Source organism: uncultured Helicobacter sp. (assembly GCF_947367035.1).
In the GTDB taxonomy this organism is placed as follows: Bacteria; Campylobacterota; Campylobacteria; order Campylobacterales; family Helicobacteraceae; genus Helicobacter_D.
The window spans coordinates 79,216-94,211 of sequence record NZ_CANBCA010000002.1; the positions used below are offsets into that span (position 1 = coordinate 79,216).

Sequence of the window (14,996 nt, forward strand, 5' to 3'; positions counted from 1 at the left end):
GAATTTTTTTAATCTTTTAAAAATCTCTATTTTACGAACTTTCTTTTATTTTCTATTAGCAAAAAGTTATAATGCAAAATTTTTAAATTTTTGTTTATAAAATCTTAAATCAAATTCAATTCTAAATATTCAAGAATTATATATAATATTAAACTTTTATTCCCTTTAATATTTGTTTTATATATAGAAAGGGCATTATAACTTTTTGCTGAACTTAAAAAAACAAAAATCCTAAAATTTAGGGATTTGTGAGTTTGTATTTCATTTTGCATTATAACTTTTTGCTGAACTTAAATTTTTTCAACCAAATTTAGCTTAAATCAATATCTTAACTTATTTTATGATAATTTAAAGGATTTAAACAATAATATTATACAAGTATCTTAATATTTATATTTAATATAATGATTTAAGTTATCATTTTAAAAAGCTTTAAATTCCACAAAATAGGAATTTAAGTTTCAAAAACATTAATCTTATTTAAGTTTAAGATTCATAAAACTTAAAAAATAAAATTAATTGTTTTTACTCTGTAAAAATCTTTTAATTCCATAGAATAGGATATTATCAAGCATTTTAAGGAGTTTGAGCTAACACAAATTACAAGAATCATTTAAGTAAAAAATTTCAATTAAACTTGCATTAAGTTTCGTCCAAAAGCAATTTCGCTTTAATTTAGCTTAAAATTTTACTTAAAACCCTTTGTAAGCTCGTTATATACGATGATACAAAAAACTTAAATTGCCTCCTTTGAATTATGCTATAATCTTTACTTCACTTTCTATTTTGTGAGATTTTAATGAAAAATATTTACATTAGAAACAATACAATCTATATAGATTACTACAAAAATGGCAAACGCTTTCGCAAATCAACAGGGATTAAAAAATCTCCCCAAGCCATTGAATTTGTAGAAACGAATATTTTGCTTTTTCAAGATAATCTAAAAGAGGCTAGTGCTAAATATGAAAACCTTAATGATGATTCAAGTGTGGTTAGCAAAGAACAAGAACCTTTCACTTTTAAAGCAGTCTCTGAAAATTTTTTAAACGAAAAAAGCTTTTTGAAAGAAAGGACAAAAGATTTTTATGGTTCTGTGATTAAGGGCGCATTGATTTTTTTAAAGGAATTTAACCTTATTTTTTTGAGTGATTTTAAACGAAAACACAATGTATTATTTTTAGAATTTTTAATGAAAAGGGGTTATAGCCAAAAAACAATTAAACTTTATTTCATTATTTTTAAATCGTTTTTTAAATATGCTATGGATAATGATTTAATAGATAAAAATCCTATATTTCTCCCCAAAATGAAACAACAAACTCCAAAAGAGGCGATTAATCCTTTTTCACTAGAGGAAGCTTTGAATCTCATTAAAAAGGCACAAGATGATTTAAAGACTTATCTAATTTTAGGATTCTTTTGTGGAGCTAGGACAGGTGAGATTTTAGCTTTAACTTGGAATGATATTAACTTTCAAAAAAGAGAAATCATTATTAATAAAAGTTTATCAGATAAAGGCATAATAGACAGCCCTAAAACTCTTTCAAGCAACCGCGTGATTGATATGTTAGACATAGTCTATAAACACTTAAAAACCTTAAAATATCAATCCTTAAAACAAAGAATCATTATTCTACCACGCTATAAAATAAGAAGTGATTTTTATGCTTTGCAAACCCAACTAGGACTAAAAAGGCGTAGGCTTTATGATACAAGACATTCTTTTGCAAGTATTATGCTAAGCAAAGGGGAAGAGCCTATGTGGGTGGGGTGTAAGATGATGGGACATAAGGATTTAACAGAAACTTATAAAACCTATGCAAAATATCTCCCAAAACCCATAACACATAGGGCTACATTTTTGCAAGACATTGAAATATAAGACAATACCTTACTTTTACTTTATATTTGCTAGGGCAGTCAAGAATGTATCAACGAGGAATTTAATCAATGCAAAATTTGCACCAATAATTACGACTGCGGACATTACGCCTGTGCTAATAATAAGCCACATTTGCTTCCTTTGGGATTCTGCAATTTCTGTTCTAACTTCTGCAATTTCTAATTTTAATTCCTGTTTGGCTTCCGCAATCTCTGTTCTAACTTGATTAATTTCTGCCCTTACAAAATCTTTTGTAGCTAACTCGCCTTTGAGCTTTTCCTCTAGCTCCTCTTTAATAGCCTTTGCATTAATAGTTTGCTTATGAGAAATTTCATCTGCTACCACCTTAAGAGATTCAATAATGATTTGCTCGTTTTTCTCTTGTCCTAATTCTTTAATCTTTTGCTTTAGGAATGCTAAAAGCATTGGAGAGAAAATTTCTCTGTTTTCCATATTTGCATTAACCTGTATCTTTGCTGCTTCCATTGTTTTTCCTTTTAAATTTTATTGTATCATATTTTTATTTTATTTTTTCTCTAGGGTTGCAAGGGGGATTAAGACTAAAACCACCCCCGCTTAAAGTGGCTTTAGATTGCAAGGGATTTAAGGCTTTTATAAGCGGAAGTGGCATACAATCACAATGACTTAATTATTTACAGCTTATCTAGCTTTTTACAGCTAGGATAAGCAAAAGTGTAACAACAAGAACAATTATAACTTCTGCCATATCGTCTCCTTTTTAAGAAAGCCGATACCCTAAATCCACAAGAATTATACAAAATCCTTGCTTTAAATATCCTTACTTAAGCCCTATTTTTAGGGATTTGTTCTTAATTTAGAGATAGAATTTCTTAAAAATTTACTCCTCCTCACCTAAAATACATTGCAACACTTTTTTATATGCAAATAACTTAGCCTTAGCTTCTACTTGCATTAAGGCTAAAGGTGCATTGATTTCTACATTTTCAACTTTGCCTTTTGTATATCCTGAATCCTCAATCTTTTGAATCTCAAGATTAATGGCTTTTTCTAGGCTCTCTCCTTTTCCATATGTTCTTAAAATCCACTCTTTAAGAGATTTGCTAAATCTTAAGCTCTCAAAAAATTCTTTTGCGGTTTCTTGATTATTCCAATTATGAATACTGCTTAAGTTTTCTACTAAAGAGGAATCAAAATCTTTTACTTCATCAATACAAACTAAAGATTCTAAAAAACTGCGCTTAGATACTCTATTTCTTATCTCGTCTAATATATCGCAATCGTCAAATTCATCTAAATCAACATAAACATTTAAATCTATATAATCACCAGCCATTTTTGCCCTCCTAATAACCTAATAACTCGGGGTTTTCGTGGATATTGCCTATAACAACTAAATCTATTTGTTGTGAATAAGAATGAACTTCAGAAAAAGGAATTTCTTTACCAACGCAAACCTCGTCCTCATCGTAAGTTTTAATAACTTTCATAAAGAAACCTCCTTGTTGCCAAATAACCACCGCTTCTATGGTGTCTTTGAATCTGTGATTTGTTATCTCCACAATATCTCCCTCATAAATCTTTGCATTATTTAAATCTCTAAGCCCTGTCCAAAATTCAACTTCTTTTTCATCATCTCTTTCATCAAATTCAATAAAAGGAATTGCTCTATCGGCACGATGAACCTTAGCAGGTAAAACAGAACCTAATTTAGCTAAAGCAGGATATTCAATATACCCATTTTCTAATTTGCTCCATACTCTAAAATCAATGTCTTTTAGTTTCATTTTTGCCCTCCTATTTATCTACGATTATGACTATTACCTATTTTATGAGAATGGCGCAAAAGATAGCACATTTCAACTCTATATCTGCGCCCCTCACCATTTTCTATACCCTTAACGCCCAAATCCATAGCGTAATTTATGCCATTTTCCCTAAAAAGCACCATTTTATCGCTAGGGTCATCATCGGACACAACAACATCGTAACTATAAACTGCTTTCCCTTTGGAATCCTCACCCAAATAATCCTCAATTTGATAATCTTTAGAATCTAAGCCTATGGAATCTATAAGCTTCTTGCTAATCCTGCTTAAATAAACTTGATTTTTGTAATCCCAAACCCTTAAGTTTCTGGATTTAATTACCTTTTCTTGAAACATTTTAAACCCTTTCTCTTTCTAAATTTTCTTTAATTGCAATCTTGATTCTATCCATAATACCCCCTAATATCGGGGCGCAATAAGAAGTGTCAAATTCACCTGTTGAAAGCTCCTTATAGGTGCGATTCTGCCCTTTGGCTTTAGCTAAAACTTGATGAAACACAACAATTTCTTTAAGCCCTCTTTGTTTGTAAAGCTCTCGCATTCTCTCCATTATGGAAGCTTCTTTTTTATTCCATTCTTGCAAGGCAAAAAAGTTAGAAAAAACAATCACTAACTTTTGCCCTTTTGCAAAGCTTCGCAATTCAATCCGATACACAAATTCTCTTAGCTCTTGCAAGGAATCAAAAACCAATTCCCGCAAAACCTCTTGTTTTGTAACCATTTTTACCACCCTTATTTTAAACACTTACTATTTCTCTAAATTTTTCTACCACTTTCAAGACAACTTCCGCTAAATGTTCGCACATTATGCGTATATCCTCGTTAGAATCTCCGCTACTCTCTACAATCTCCGCATAAAAATTAAAACTTCCTATGCCCCTGCTACTTTCAAGAATCAAAGGTTCTTTTGCGTCCCCTAAACAAAAATCATTTTGTCTTAACTCTAAAACACATTCTTGATAATCTATATCACCTTCAATAGAAAAATCAAATTCAATATACCGATTAACGCTTAATTGCTCCTCTAAATCTGAAACTTCTTTACAAGCAAATTTAAACATATCACGATTAGGATTTAAACACACAAATGCGCCCTAGCTCTTTATAATAAAGCATATACCCCCTAACTAACACATTTACTTTAACCTTTGCCTCTTTTATTACCATTTCTAGCATTTGCATTTCTTTTTCGCAATGCTCTTGCAAATCTCGCCAAGCACATTCTGGCATTTGCATTTCATCATAAAACTTTGAAACTTCCATTTTAAAAAAGTTCCTTAAAGACTTTTTTTGCCAAGAATCAAGATAAAAACCGCTTCTCATTTCACAACCTTTCATTCTCATTTTTGTTGCTGAAATTATAACAAAACCCCCGCAAAACAACGCAAAAACCAATATAAACCCACAGCTTTTACCCCCTTTATAGACATTTACAAGGTAAATGTCGGCAAAATCAAAAGCCAAACCAATCCAAACAAATGAATGCTTTTAAATTATCATTTTTGTATCTAATTTTATATTTTTGCAGAGAAAGAGAAGTAAATTTTAAACATTATTAAATATTTAAAATATATTTTAAAATGTTAAATTGTATTTATAAAACAATTATTAATTTATTTATAAAACATTATAAACTTTAAAAAACATTTTAAAACTAGAATTATTAGGGGGCGTTGCGGGGGAATCCCCCGCTTAAAGAGCAGAAAAATAAAGACAAGTGAAGTAAAACGAAGCGTAGGCTTTATTTTGCCCTTAAGACATAGGCTTAAGGGCACACCAAACACTACCAAACACTACCAAATATTTGTATCCGCTGTCCAAACAAACAAAGACATAATTACAAAGCTATGCGGGTTTTATCGTCTGAAAACTTATTTCAAACTTTTTAATCATTCCACCCTCTTTAATCTTTTGATAACTAACATTCTTAAAGCTTTGTGAGCCTTTATTCAACTCATCTATCGCTGGAATTAGAATCTTTTTATCAACATACATTGACATATTATTTGTATATTTTTCAGGACAATTCATAAACTCCAAAAATTCTTGCTTCTCCATTACAATATTTTTCAAACCATTTACAGGATTCTCATTCACATTCTCATACTGCTTCAACAATCTAAACAATGTCTTTGTATATTTATTCTTAATAGAACAAAACTCATTTAAGTCAAACTTTGTAAAGTAATTGAAATTAAAAAGAGCTTTTAAAACTAAATCCCCCATAACAATAGTTAAAGTTTTCGTCTTTGAATCCACCAAAGTTTCTCTAGCAAAAAAATCACTTTTTCCTAATGAGTTGGATTCGCCATTTTGAGTTATTTCATTGGTTTCAATGTCAATGGTTATTTTTCTAAGTTTTCTTGCAAATTTCACAATATCATTATAAAATCTATTCAGGTTCATTATTTTGTTTTGAGGGATAAACTTTTTTAATTCATCAAATGATAGAGTTATTTTTTTGATTTGTGATTGTTTTTGTTTATTATTTATAAACCAACAAATACTGAAAAACAAATTAAAATCTTGAGCTGTAAAATCTATAAATTCTATGGAATTTATCTCATTTCCATACTTCAACTTTGCACTTGTTCGTCTATCTCTAATCAGATTCAAAACATATCCTTTGGTAAAGCTATCATAACCAAAATCAATCAAATACATTTGAAGTCCTTATTTGTGATAAATTTTTTAAAGATAATTTAAACAAATTTTAACACAATAAAGTTTAAAATTTATGTTTTAGAATCAAACAATATCATTTTAGGGTTAAATTTTCTATTTTTAAGGAAGTGTGAGTATGGATTTAGGTTCAGTTGCGGGTATCTCATTGTCATTACTACTCTTAGGCACAGCGATGGCACTTGGTGTAGGGATTGGACCTTACCTTGATGTTCCTTCAATCTTAATTACCATTGGAGGTTCTATTACAAGTTTGTTAATTGCTTACAAAATGGAAAGTATGAAAAAGTTTTTCACTTTTTTTATGATTGCTTTTAAACCTCAAACTTTTGATGTTCCTGGTCTTATTAAAAAACTCGTAGATTATTCCACACAAGCAAGACGTGATGGGATTCTATCGCTAGAACAACAATCCAACCAAGAAGAAAATGAGTTTTTAAAACGTGGATTAAATATGGCAATTGACGGTGCAGAGCCTGATAGTATCCGTGATTTATTAGAAACTGATATGGATAGGACATTAGAGAGACACAAAGACAATGCGGGGATTTTTGATACTTGGGCTGCCTTTGCGGGTTCGTATGGAATGCTAGGAACACTAATTGGTTTGGTTGCAATGCTTTTGAATATGTCTGACCCAGCTTCTATTGGACCTGCGATGGCAGTTGCATTGCTTACGACTTTTTATGGTTCATTTGTTGGAAATGTTGTGGGTTCTCCTATCGCGAATATTCTAAAAGTTCGTGCCGCAGATGAAGCATTAGTAAAATTACTAATTATTGAAGGGATTATGTCTATCCAAGCGGGTGATAACCCACGCGCACTAGAAGCAAAATTACTCACATTCTTGCCGCCTAACCAACGTGTTAGCCAATTTGAATAGAGTCTTGATAAATGGGAAAAACTCGTTGCCCTCCTTGTGATTGTCCTCAAGTTTTGCCTCTATGGCTTGGAACTTATGGGGATATGGTTACACTCATTCTTACTTTCTTTATCCTCATTCTTTCTATGGTAACCTTTGACGCCAAAAAATTAACCGAAGCTGAAGGGAGTATGAAAGGTGCGATGTCTTTGCTAAGTGGAGGAATCAAAGTAGAACCAGATAACACAAGAATCCAACAACAAGCAGATATGACAACGGAACCGGAAACTGCAGAAGAAGTTAAGAAAATTGAAAGCGAAATTTTGGATTTTAAAGAAAATGTGCGTGTCTCTTTAGGACCATCTAACATCATTGATGAAGGAAGTGAGGGCTTTATATTGCGTTTTAGTGGAAAGCTACTTTTTGAAGAAGGTGCAATAACCTTAAACAATGCAGATGAGATTCTATTTTTAAAACGTCTTGCACTTATCTTACAAAAAATGCCGTCTAATCTACACGCAGATATTATTGGCTATACAGATAATTCACCCATAATTCCTACCGAAAAATATAAAGATGATATAGGTTTAAGCGCGCTTCGGGCGCTTAATGTTTCTAAAATTCTAATAGAAAACAAAGTTAATCCTAGAAAACTTACTTCTCTGGGTAATGGAGCAAGCAATTTTATCTTACCAAACACAAATGAAGAAAATCGTGCGAAAAATCGCCGCGTGGAATTTAGATTTTATCCCGATGATAAACTTTTACACCAAAAGCAAAATATTTTAGATAAAACGATTGAACAAAATCATCTCAACAAAGAAAACAATGGAGAAACCACTCCAAATCAAGAATTCAAAATGCAAGATAACATTATTCAGCAAAACCTGCAAACCTCAATAAATCATCTTGCATTTCCATCAAGGAATCTTTAGTGCTACGATTCCTATTTATTCTCTTTTTTGGCACACTTTCACTTTTTGCAGCACCACCTCAATTACCCCAAAGCCCCACAATCCCAACGGTGGATTTAACGCTTACTGCCCCCACAGAGCCAGGTGATTTGGTTACCACACTCAACATTGTGGCTATTTTAACACTGCTCGTTTTAGCACCCTCTTTAATTCTAATGGCAACGAGTTTTGCTCGGATTATTATTGTTCTTGCCTTTTTACGCACTGCAATGGGAACACAACAATCGCCTCCCACACAACTTCTCGTTTCTTTTGCTTTAATTTTGACATTTTTCATTATGGAACCTGTTGCAACAGAGGGTTACAATCAAGGCATTAAGCCCTATATTGCCAAAGAGATTCCTTATGATGAAGCATTTTTGCGTACTTCTGCACCTTTTAAAGACTTTATGATTCGCAACACGCGTCCTAAAGACTTAGCATTATTTTATCGTATTCGTAACATTCAAAATCCTCAAAATGCACAAGATGTGCCATTAAGCATCGCATTACCTGCTTTTATTATTAGCGAAATGAAAACTGCATTTCAAATCGGGTTCTTACTCTATTTACCTTTCTTGGTTATTGATATGGTCATTAGTTCCATTCTTATGGCAATGGGAATGATGATGCTACCCCCCACAATGATTTCTTTACCTTTTAAAATCCTTGTTTTTATTTTAGTAGATGGCTTTAATCTGCTGACAATGAATCTAGTGCAAAGCTTTCGGTAGCAATGACTTGTAAATATTTAGGACAATGCGGTGGTTGCTTAAGTGTAAGTTTAGAATCCAAAGTAGCACAAGCAAAAGATTTACTCAATCTCTCTGAATATGAGGTATTTAAAGGATATGACTTTGGCTTTAGAGCACGTGCAGAGATTGGAATCTATCACCTAAACAATAAAATCCATTTCGCAATGCGCCGTTTAAATCAGGTAGCAAATAAAGAATCTCGCTTCGTTTTGATAGAAAATTGTCCCAATTTACTCCCTAGCCTTCAACAAACATTATCTATTTTAAGAGATTTACTAAACTCTCCTGAATTTTATCATCTTACAAGGCGCCTTTTTAGCTTAGAGATTCTTTCCTCTCAAACCAATACCATACTTTTAACCTTGATTTATCACCAAAACTTAGCAGAATCTTGGAAAAAAGAAGTTAAATCCTTGCGTGAAAAGTTACAACTTACTTTAAATTTTGAGATTCATCTTATTGGGCGCTCTAAAGGAGTTAAATTAGTTGTAGGTAAAGATTATGTAATAGAATCCTTAAAGATTCTAAATAAAACCTATCGTTATCAATATTTTGAAGGAGCTTTCACGCAGCCTAATCCGTCAATAAATATCCAAATGATTACTTGGATTTTGCAAAATTTAAAAAATTCTAACCATCAAGATTTACTAGAAATGTATTGTGGGTGCGGTAACTTCACGATTCCACTTGCGCAAAAATTCCGTCAAGTGCTTGCGACAGAAATTTCTAAAACTTCCATCAAAGCAGCGCAATTTGCTACATCTATGAATGGAATCACAAATATTCATTTCGTCCGCTTAAGTGGTGTAGAATGTATGCAAGCTTTAAATAGAATGAGAAAATTTTATCGCTTGAGAGAAATTAATTTGGACTTCTTTGATTTTTGTGCAGCATTGATTGACCCTCCACGTGCAGGTTTAGGGATAGAAGTCTGTCATTTTTTACAACATTTTCAAACAATTATTTACATCTCTTGCAATCCTATTAGTTTAAAGAGTGATTTAGAAATTCTCACTCAAACACATACGATTCTACACTGCGCATTTTTTGACCAATTTCCTCATACGCAACACTTAGAATCTGGAGTAATTTTAAAAAAGGTGGAAGTTTAATTCTCTATTGGGAGCAAGAAAATGAAAGTTTATAGAATTTATCAAGTGGATTCCTTTACCAAAAATAAATTTTATGGCAATCCTGCTGGGGTTATCCCCAATGCTGATGGCTTAAGCAATGAACAAATGCAACAAATTGCAAGAGAATTAAACAATTCAGAGACTGCCTTTGTCTTCTCTCCTATTGCACCTAATTATGATATGGAAGTACGATTCTTTACTCCAACCAAAGAAGTTCCAATTTGTGGACACGCTACAATAGCTACCCATTATATTAGAGCTTTAGAAGGAGAAAAAATAGGAAAAGTTTTACAAAAGACAAGAGCAGGGATTCTACCTGTAGAGATTATACAAGAAAAGGATGATTTTAGTATCACAATGACACAAGGAAAACCAAAGGTGGAAACTCCACTAGATAGACAAATAATAGATGAGATTATCCACGCTTTAGGGCTTAAGATTCAAGATATTAGGCAAGATTGCCCTGTTGCAATTAGTTCTACAGGGCATTCAAAGGTTATGATTGGCATTAAAGAGAATCAATGTTTGAATACTCTTAAACCAAATTTAGAAAGTTTAAGTGTTCTTAGCTCTAAACTTCACTGCAATGGATATTATCTTTTCACATTAAACTTTAATGAAAAGCCATTCATTCGTGGGCGAATGTTTTCTCCTGCAATTGGCATTGCAGAAGACCCTGTTACAGGCAATGCTAATGGTGCATTAGGTGCTTATTTGGTTACTTATCGCATTGCAAAACATTTAGAAACTCCAAATAATCTTTCATTTGAAATTCTGCAAGGGGAAGCTATCCAAAGGCTAGGTAGTATGTGTGTGAATGTAGAAATCAAAAATGGCAAACCTTTTTTAGTGAAAATTACAGGAAAAGCAGTTGTTTGTTTTAAAACAGAGATTTCCATTTAATTGTGTTCCAAACATATCAATCACCCTTAACTATCTCTTTGACGGATTCCCTCATAAAGCACAATTCCAACACTTGTTGCAAGATTTAGACTACGCGCATTATTTCTCATAGGAATTGTATAGCAAAACTCTTGATTGGCTTTTAAAATTTCTTCACTAAGCCCTGCGTCTTCACGTCCAAAGTGCAAATATGCTCCACGATTCAAGGGTGCTTGATAGTAAAGATGGGAGGCTTTGGTTGTCAGATAAAAATGCGGAATCTGCAATAATTTAGAATCCCAAAATGCTTCTAGACTTTCCCATTCATAGACTTCTAAATCTTTCCAATAATCCATACCTGCACGTTTGAGTTCTTTTTGAGAAACTTTAAATCCAAGTGGATAAATAAGGTGCAATACAGAATCACTAGCAAAACAAAGTCTACCAATATTACCTGTATTTTGCGGGATACGAGGCTGATGTAGGACAATATGGAATCGCATAACTATCCTTCAATATTCAAAGGGAATGCATCAGAAGAACCCAGTTTAGATTCCACACTTTGAAGAGACTCTTTAGAAGTATTTTCTTGTGATTTGATTTTGTCATTATTTGGTTGTTGTTTCAAAGTTTGAGTTTGATTTATTTTAAAATCTTTGCCATTAATTTTACTATTTTGAGATTCTTTTTGTAGTTTTTGTTGATTTTTCAAGTTATCAGAATCTTTTATGCTTTGACAGAGCAAACCATTTGTATTGCAATCTTGCAAAAATTGAACTTTAGAATAAAGAATCTCTCCTCGCATCAGTGCTTTAAAAATTAATGCAAGAGCAGTAGCATTAGCTTTACAAAATTTAGTTAAATGATGTTTGATGATATTTGCGCGTATGTCTCTAATTTCTTCTGTTTTGTTTCGCCCATTAGGAGTATTTTCACTAGTTAAATTCTCTTCTAACTTGGCAATAGAATTTTGCATAATCTCTCCAAAAAGAGAAATTATAACATATTAAGAGCATTTATTAGCAAGTTCTACGCGGGCTTTTTTACGATTTAAAGCTTTCTCAAAACGTCTTTTCTCTGCTTCAGTTTTTGGCTCTAAGGGTGGTGCGGACACGGGCTTACCATTTTCATCTACACAAACCATTGTAAAATATGCACTATTTGTGTGCATTACAGTGCGCTTATGAATATCCTCTGCAATTACTTTGATTCCTACTTCAAGCGAACTTTTCCCTGTATAATTAACAGAAGCCAAAAAAGTAACAAGGCTACCTACTTCAATCGGATATTTAAAAGTTACTCTATCCACAGATAGAGTAACAACATATTTTCCACAATAACGCGAAGCGCAAGCATAAGCAACTTGGTCAAGAAGCTTTAATAAATCTCCTCCATGCACCCTACCTTTAAAATTCGCTACTGCTGGGGTCATCAATACAGACATTGTAAGGGATTTAATATCAAAGACATTTTCCATATTATCCATAACAAACTCTCCTAAATTATCGTTGTGCTTATCTTAGCATTTTTTTACAAGATTTCAATAAAAAGTATTAAAAAATTTTAACTTTTTGCAAAACTTACATAATTTTAACCTATTTTATCAAACTATGCACTAAAAGTGTGAAGCTATGTTACAATTTAGATAAATTTTATAGCTTTAAACTTTGAGGGATTCAAAATGAAAGTGGTGATTACAGGTGGCGGCACGGGAGGACATTTAAGCGTAGCTAGAGCTTTTTTAGAAGAATTTTATCAAGAAGGATTTGAATGTATTTTTATCGGTTCTCAGAAGGGTCAAGATAAAGCATATTTTGAAACAGATACGCGTTTGAAACAAAAATATTTTTTACAAACCTTTGGTGTCGTCAATCAAAAAGGATTCCATAAACTTAAGTCATTATGGCAACAAGCCAAAGCACTTCAAACTACACTTAAAATATTAAAAAATCAAAAGAAAATAGATTTTATTTTATCTGTTGGTGGCTATTCTGCTGCACCAGCTTCTTTTGGGGCAGTATTGCTTGGGATTCCACTAGTTATCCACGAACAAAATGCCAAAATTGGGAGATTAAATAGGATCTTAAAACCTTGTGCAAAAATATTTTTCTCCTCTTATTTGCAATCCTCACCGCTAAAATTCTACCCCATTCGTCAAGTCTTTTTCGCACAAGCAAGAGTGCGCAAAGTCGTAAAAAATTTGCTCTTTATGGGAGGTTCGCAAGGTGCTAGAACTATCAACAACTTTGCGCTTGCTCTAGCAGAAGACATTAAACAAAAAAAGCTATGTATCTACCACCAATGTGGCAAAACAGAATTTACACGCGTGCTAGATGAATACTTAAAGCTCAATTTTAAAATTGGAATTTTAAAAGAAAATTTAGAATCTTTAAAAGACATAAAATCCCCAAATATACAAATTGGAGAATTAGAAGAATTAAAAAGTGTTGATATCGTGCTATTTGATTTCAGCAATCAAATGCCAGAGATTCTAACAAAATGCGATTTTGCAATTTGTAGAGCAGGAGCTAGTTCTCTTTGGGAATTATGCGCAAACGGCTTACCTGCACTTTTTATCCCCTACCCTTATGCGGCAGATAATCATCAATACCATAATGCAAAGTTTTTAGAAGAAAAAAAACTAGGATTTCTATGTTTAGAACAAGATTTGTTTTGTGAGGTTTTGTGGAATAGTTTAGAGATTTTGCAAGAGAAAATCTCACAAATTAGTCAAGATTTACAAAAGGAATGTTCCAATCAAGCAGTGAAGCAGATGTGCGAATACATAGTATCTAATCTACATTAATTAAGAGGATTTAAATTCTCTAAACAAATAACCCAAATCTATTCTTCTTAAAAATTTATTTTTATAAAGGTCTTCCAAATTTCTAGCACCCTCTATTAATTCCTTACTTTTAATTCCGTGTTCAATAGAAATTTTGGCTTCCAAAAAGGCACTTAAATGATCACAGTATTTCAAAAATTCTCCAAAAATTGGCTCATCAGATGATTCTAACTCTATTTCTTGTAAAAATTCTTCTCCTTTTTTAGAACTCAAGAAAATTTCATCATCTTTTTTATAACGATTAGTAAATTCATTTTGCGTATAATATACAATCTCTTTTGCAATGGAATTTGGAACGATCTTTAAGATTTTTTCTTGCACCGCTTCTTCTTCAATCTGCTTAATAAATTTATCTAAACCCTCTACATTATTCTTAATAGGAGAAATGATATCACGCGTTAAAATTTCAGGCAAATCGTGAAATAATCCACAGAAAAAATGTTGCACTTGCATTTTTGGAGAAAACTTCAAATCATAACCCAAAAGATAGGCGCAAAGTGCAACTATAAGTGTATGTCCAAGCACAGAAGTGCAAGGAACTCTTGGCGTCTGACTCCAACGCTTTTGAAATCTTAACTGCCCAAACATATCTACGATTTCGCACAACTCCTCATACATTATTCGCTGAACACCTGCTAAATGGTAATACTCATGCACTTGTTTATCAATAGCATTTTTAATGTTTTGCACATCATACATTCTTGGATTAAAATGATAAATAATATCAAATTCCCATTTAGAAGCATAATAGTGTGAAGCTTTCAAAATCTCTTTTTCAAGATTATCAACCTTTCCATAAAGATACTCACGCATAGTTTCTAAAAAGCCAAATCCTTTCAAATCTTCTTCTAACTGCGCACAAACAAAATCTACAAGTGCTTTGTTGTGATGTTTAACTAATTTGTGAAAAACGGGTGGCTTAATATCCGTTAAAATAATACGTTCAAAAAACTCGTAGCAAAACTGCAAAATCAATCGTTCAAAATTAATGGTTTGCTTATTTTCTAATATCTCAAAATGTGCAAGTAAATAAGCAAGGACAATCTTATGTGCTTGCTTATCAATCTCCAAAAACTCTACAGGTGTAGCTTGGTCATTCCAACGGCGAATATTAGCTGCTACAAAGATTTTATGCAAAAGCTCAAATCCTAAATGTGGTTTCTTAAGATTTTCCATATTTAATTCCATTTAT

Annotated in this window: 19 protein-coding genes; 7 read left to right on the forward strand and 12 right to left on the reverse strand. The window is 32.3% G+C overall.

The genetic code is table 11. The features are described from left to right. The first annotated feature begins 799 nt into the window (after positions 1-799). Positions 800-1,885, forward strand: coding sequence for a site-specific integrase (locus tag Q0Y61_RS01280; protein ID WP_297810108.1), 1,086 nt, complete (start codon positions 800-802; stop codon positions 1,883-1,885). Positions 1,886-1,900: 15 nt separating this feature from the next. Here the strand turns inward: Q0Y61_RS01280 and Q0Y61_RS01285 are convergent, their stop codons facing one another. From Q0Y61_RS01285 to Q0Y61_RS01320, 8 genes are all read right to left on the reverse strand, one after another. Next, positions 1,901-2,371, reverse strand: coding sequence for a hypothetical protein (locus Q0Y61_RS01285; protein WP_297810111.1), 471 nt, complete (start codon positions 2,369-2,371; stop codon positions 1,901-1,903). Positions 2,372-2,744: 373 nt separating this feature from the next. Beyond that, positions 2,745-3,200, reverse strand: a complete 456-nt coding sequence (locus Q0Y61_RS01290; protein WP_297810116.1) for a hypothetical protein — start codon at positions 3,198-3,200, stop codon at positions 2,745-2,747. A gap of 10 nt (positions 3,201-3,210) precedes the next feature. Beyond that, on the reverse strand, positions 3,211-3,651 hold the full coding sequence (locus Q0Y61_RS01295; protein WP_297810119.1) for a YopX family protein: 441 nt from the start codon (positions 3,649-3,651) through the stop codon (positions 3,211-3,213). A gap of 14 nt (positions 3,652-3,665) precedes the next feature. Beyond that, positions 3,666-4,028, reverse strand: coding sequence for a hypothetical protein (locus Q0Y61_RS01300; protein WP_297810123.1), 363 nt, complete (start codon positions 4,026-4,028; stop codon positions 3,666-3,668). Between the two features lies 1 nt (position 4,029). Further along, a complete protein-coding gene (locus Q0Y61_RS01305) occupies positions 4,030-4,413 on the reverse strand; it encodes a hypothetical protein (protein ID WP_297810126.1) in 384 nt (127 codons plus the stop codon). Positions 4,414-4,429: 16 nt separating this feature from the next. Continuing rightward, entirely contained in the window at positions 4,430-4,777 is a 348-nt protein-coding gene (locus Q0Y61_RS01310) for a hypothetical protein (protein WP_297810129.1), read from the reverse strand. Then, the gene (locus tag Q0Y61_RS01315) at positions 4,761-5,015 is read right to left on the reverse strand and encodes a hypothetical protein (RefSeq protein WP_297810132.1); all 255 of its coding nucleotides are present in this window, start codon (positions 5,013-5,015) and stop codon (positions 4,761-4,763) included. The genes Q0Y61_RS01310 and Q0Y61_RS01315 overlap by 17 nt, the downstream gene beginning before the upstream one ends. A 522-nt stretch (positions 5,016-5,537) precedes the next feature. Next, entirely contained in the window at positions 5,538-6,356 is an 819-nt protein-coding gene (locus Q0Y61_RS01320) for a replication initiation protein (protein ID WP_297810137.1), read from the reverse strand. 136 nt (positions 6,357-6,492) lie between these two features. Here Q0Y61_RS01320 and Q0Y61_RS01325 point away from each other — a divergent pair, with 136 nt between their 5' ends. Genes Q0Y61_RS01325 through Q0Y61_RS01345 form a run of 5 tightly spaced genes read left to right on the forward strand, consistent with a single transcriptional unit; the run spans position 6,493 to position 10,980 of the window. Continuing rightward, positions 6,493-7,257, forward strand: a complete 765-nt coding sequence (locus Q0Y61_RS01325; protein ID WP_297810140.1) for a MotA/TolQ/ExbB proton channel family protein — start codon at positions 6,493-6,495, stop codon at positions 7,255-7,257. Positions 7,258-7,268: 11 nt separating this feature from the next. Further along, positions 7,269-8,171: a flagellar motor protein MotB gene (locus Q0Y61_RS01330; protein ID WP_297810143.1), complete on the forward strand. Its 903-nt coding sequence runs from the start codon at positions 7,269-7,271 to the stop codon at positions 8,169-8,171. Positions 8,172-8,188: 17 nt separating this feature from the next. Further along, positions 8,189-8,923, forward strand: a complete 735-nt coding sequence (gene fliP, locus Q0Y61_RS01335) for a flagellar type III secretion system pore protein FliP (RefSeq protein WP_366517280.1) — start codon at positions 8,189-8,191, stop codon at positions 8,921-8,923. A gap of 2 nt (positions 8,924-8,925) precedes the next feature. Continuing rightward, a complete protein-coding gene (gene trmA, locus Q0Y61_RS01340; RefSeq protein WP_297810149.1) occupies positions 8,926-10,056 on the forward strand; it encodes a tRNA (uridine(54)-C5)-methyltransferase TrmA in 1,131 nt (376 codons plus the stop codon). Positions 10,057-10,077: 21 nt separating this feature from the next. Then, the gene (locus Q0Y61_RS01345; RefSeq protein WP_297810152.1) at positions 10,078-10,980 is read left to right on the forward strand and encodes a PhzF family isomerase; all 903 of its coding nucleotides are present in this window, start codon (positions 10,078-10,080) and stop codon (positions 10,978-10,980) included. Positions 10,981-11,006: 26 nt separating this feature from the next. On the opposite strand, the gene Q0Y61_RS01350 is transcribed toward Q0Y61_RS01345, so the two are convergent. The 3 genes from Q0Y61_RS01350 to Q0Y61_RS01360 are packed head-to-tail and all read right to left on the reverse strand — an operon-like array spanning position 11,007 to position 12,445. Next, complete coding sequence (locus tag Q0Y61_RS01350; RefSeq protein WP_297810155.1) at positions 11,007-11,462, reverse strand: tRNA (cytidine(34)-2'-O)-methyltransferase; 456 nt, start codon at positions 11,460-11,462, stop codon at positions 11,007-11,009. A gap of 2 nt (positions 11,463-11,464) precedes the next feature. Further along, positions 11,465-11,935 carry a hypothetical protein gene (locus tag Q0Y61_RS01355; protein WP_297810159.1) on the reverse strand — a complete coding sequence of 157 codons (471 nt, stop codon included), beginning with the start codon at positions 11,933-11,935 and terminating at the stop codon, positions 11,465-11,467. A gap of 30 nt (positions 11,936-11,965) precedes the next feature. Further along, entirely contained in the window at positions 11,966-12,445 is a 480-nt protein-coding gene (locus Q0Y61_RS01360) for an acyl-CoA thioesterase (protein WP_297810162.1), read from the reverse strand. Positions 12,446-12,640: 195 nt separating this feature from the next. Between Q0Y61_RS01360 and Q0Y61_RS01365 the strand changes: the two genes are divergently transcribed. Then, positions 12,641-13,765: a UDP-N-acetylglucosamine--N-acetylmuramyl-(pentapeptide) pyrophosphoryl-undecaprenol N-acetylglucosamine transferase gene (locus tag Q0Y61_RS01365; RefSeq protein WP_297810165.1), complete on the forward strand. Its 1,125-nt coding sequence runs from the start codon at positions 12,641-12,643 to the stop codon at positions 13,763-13,765. Here the strand turns inward: Q0Y61_RS01365 and Q0Y61_RS01370 are convergent, their stop codons facing one another. Further along, the gene (locus Q0Y61_RS01370; RefSeq protein ID WP_297810168.1) at positions 13,766-14,980 is read right to left on the reverse strand and encodes an HD domain-containing protein; all 1,215 of its coding nucleotides are present in this window, start codon (positions 14,978-14,980) and stop codon (positions 13,766-13,768) included. Positions 14,981-14,996 lie beyond the last annotated feature (16 nt).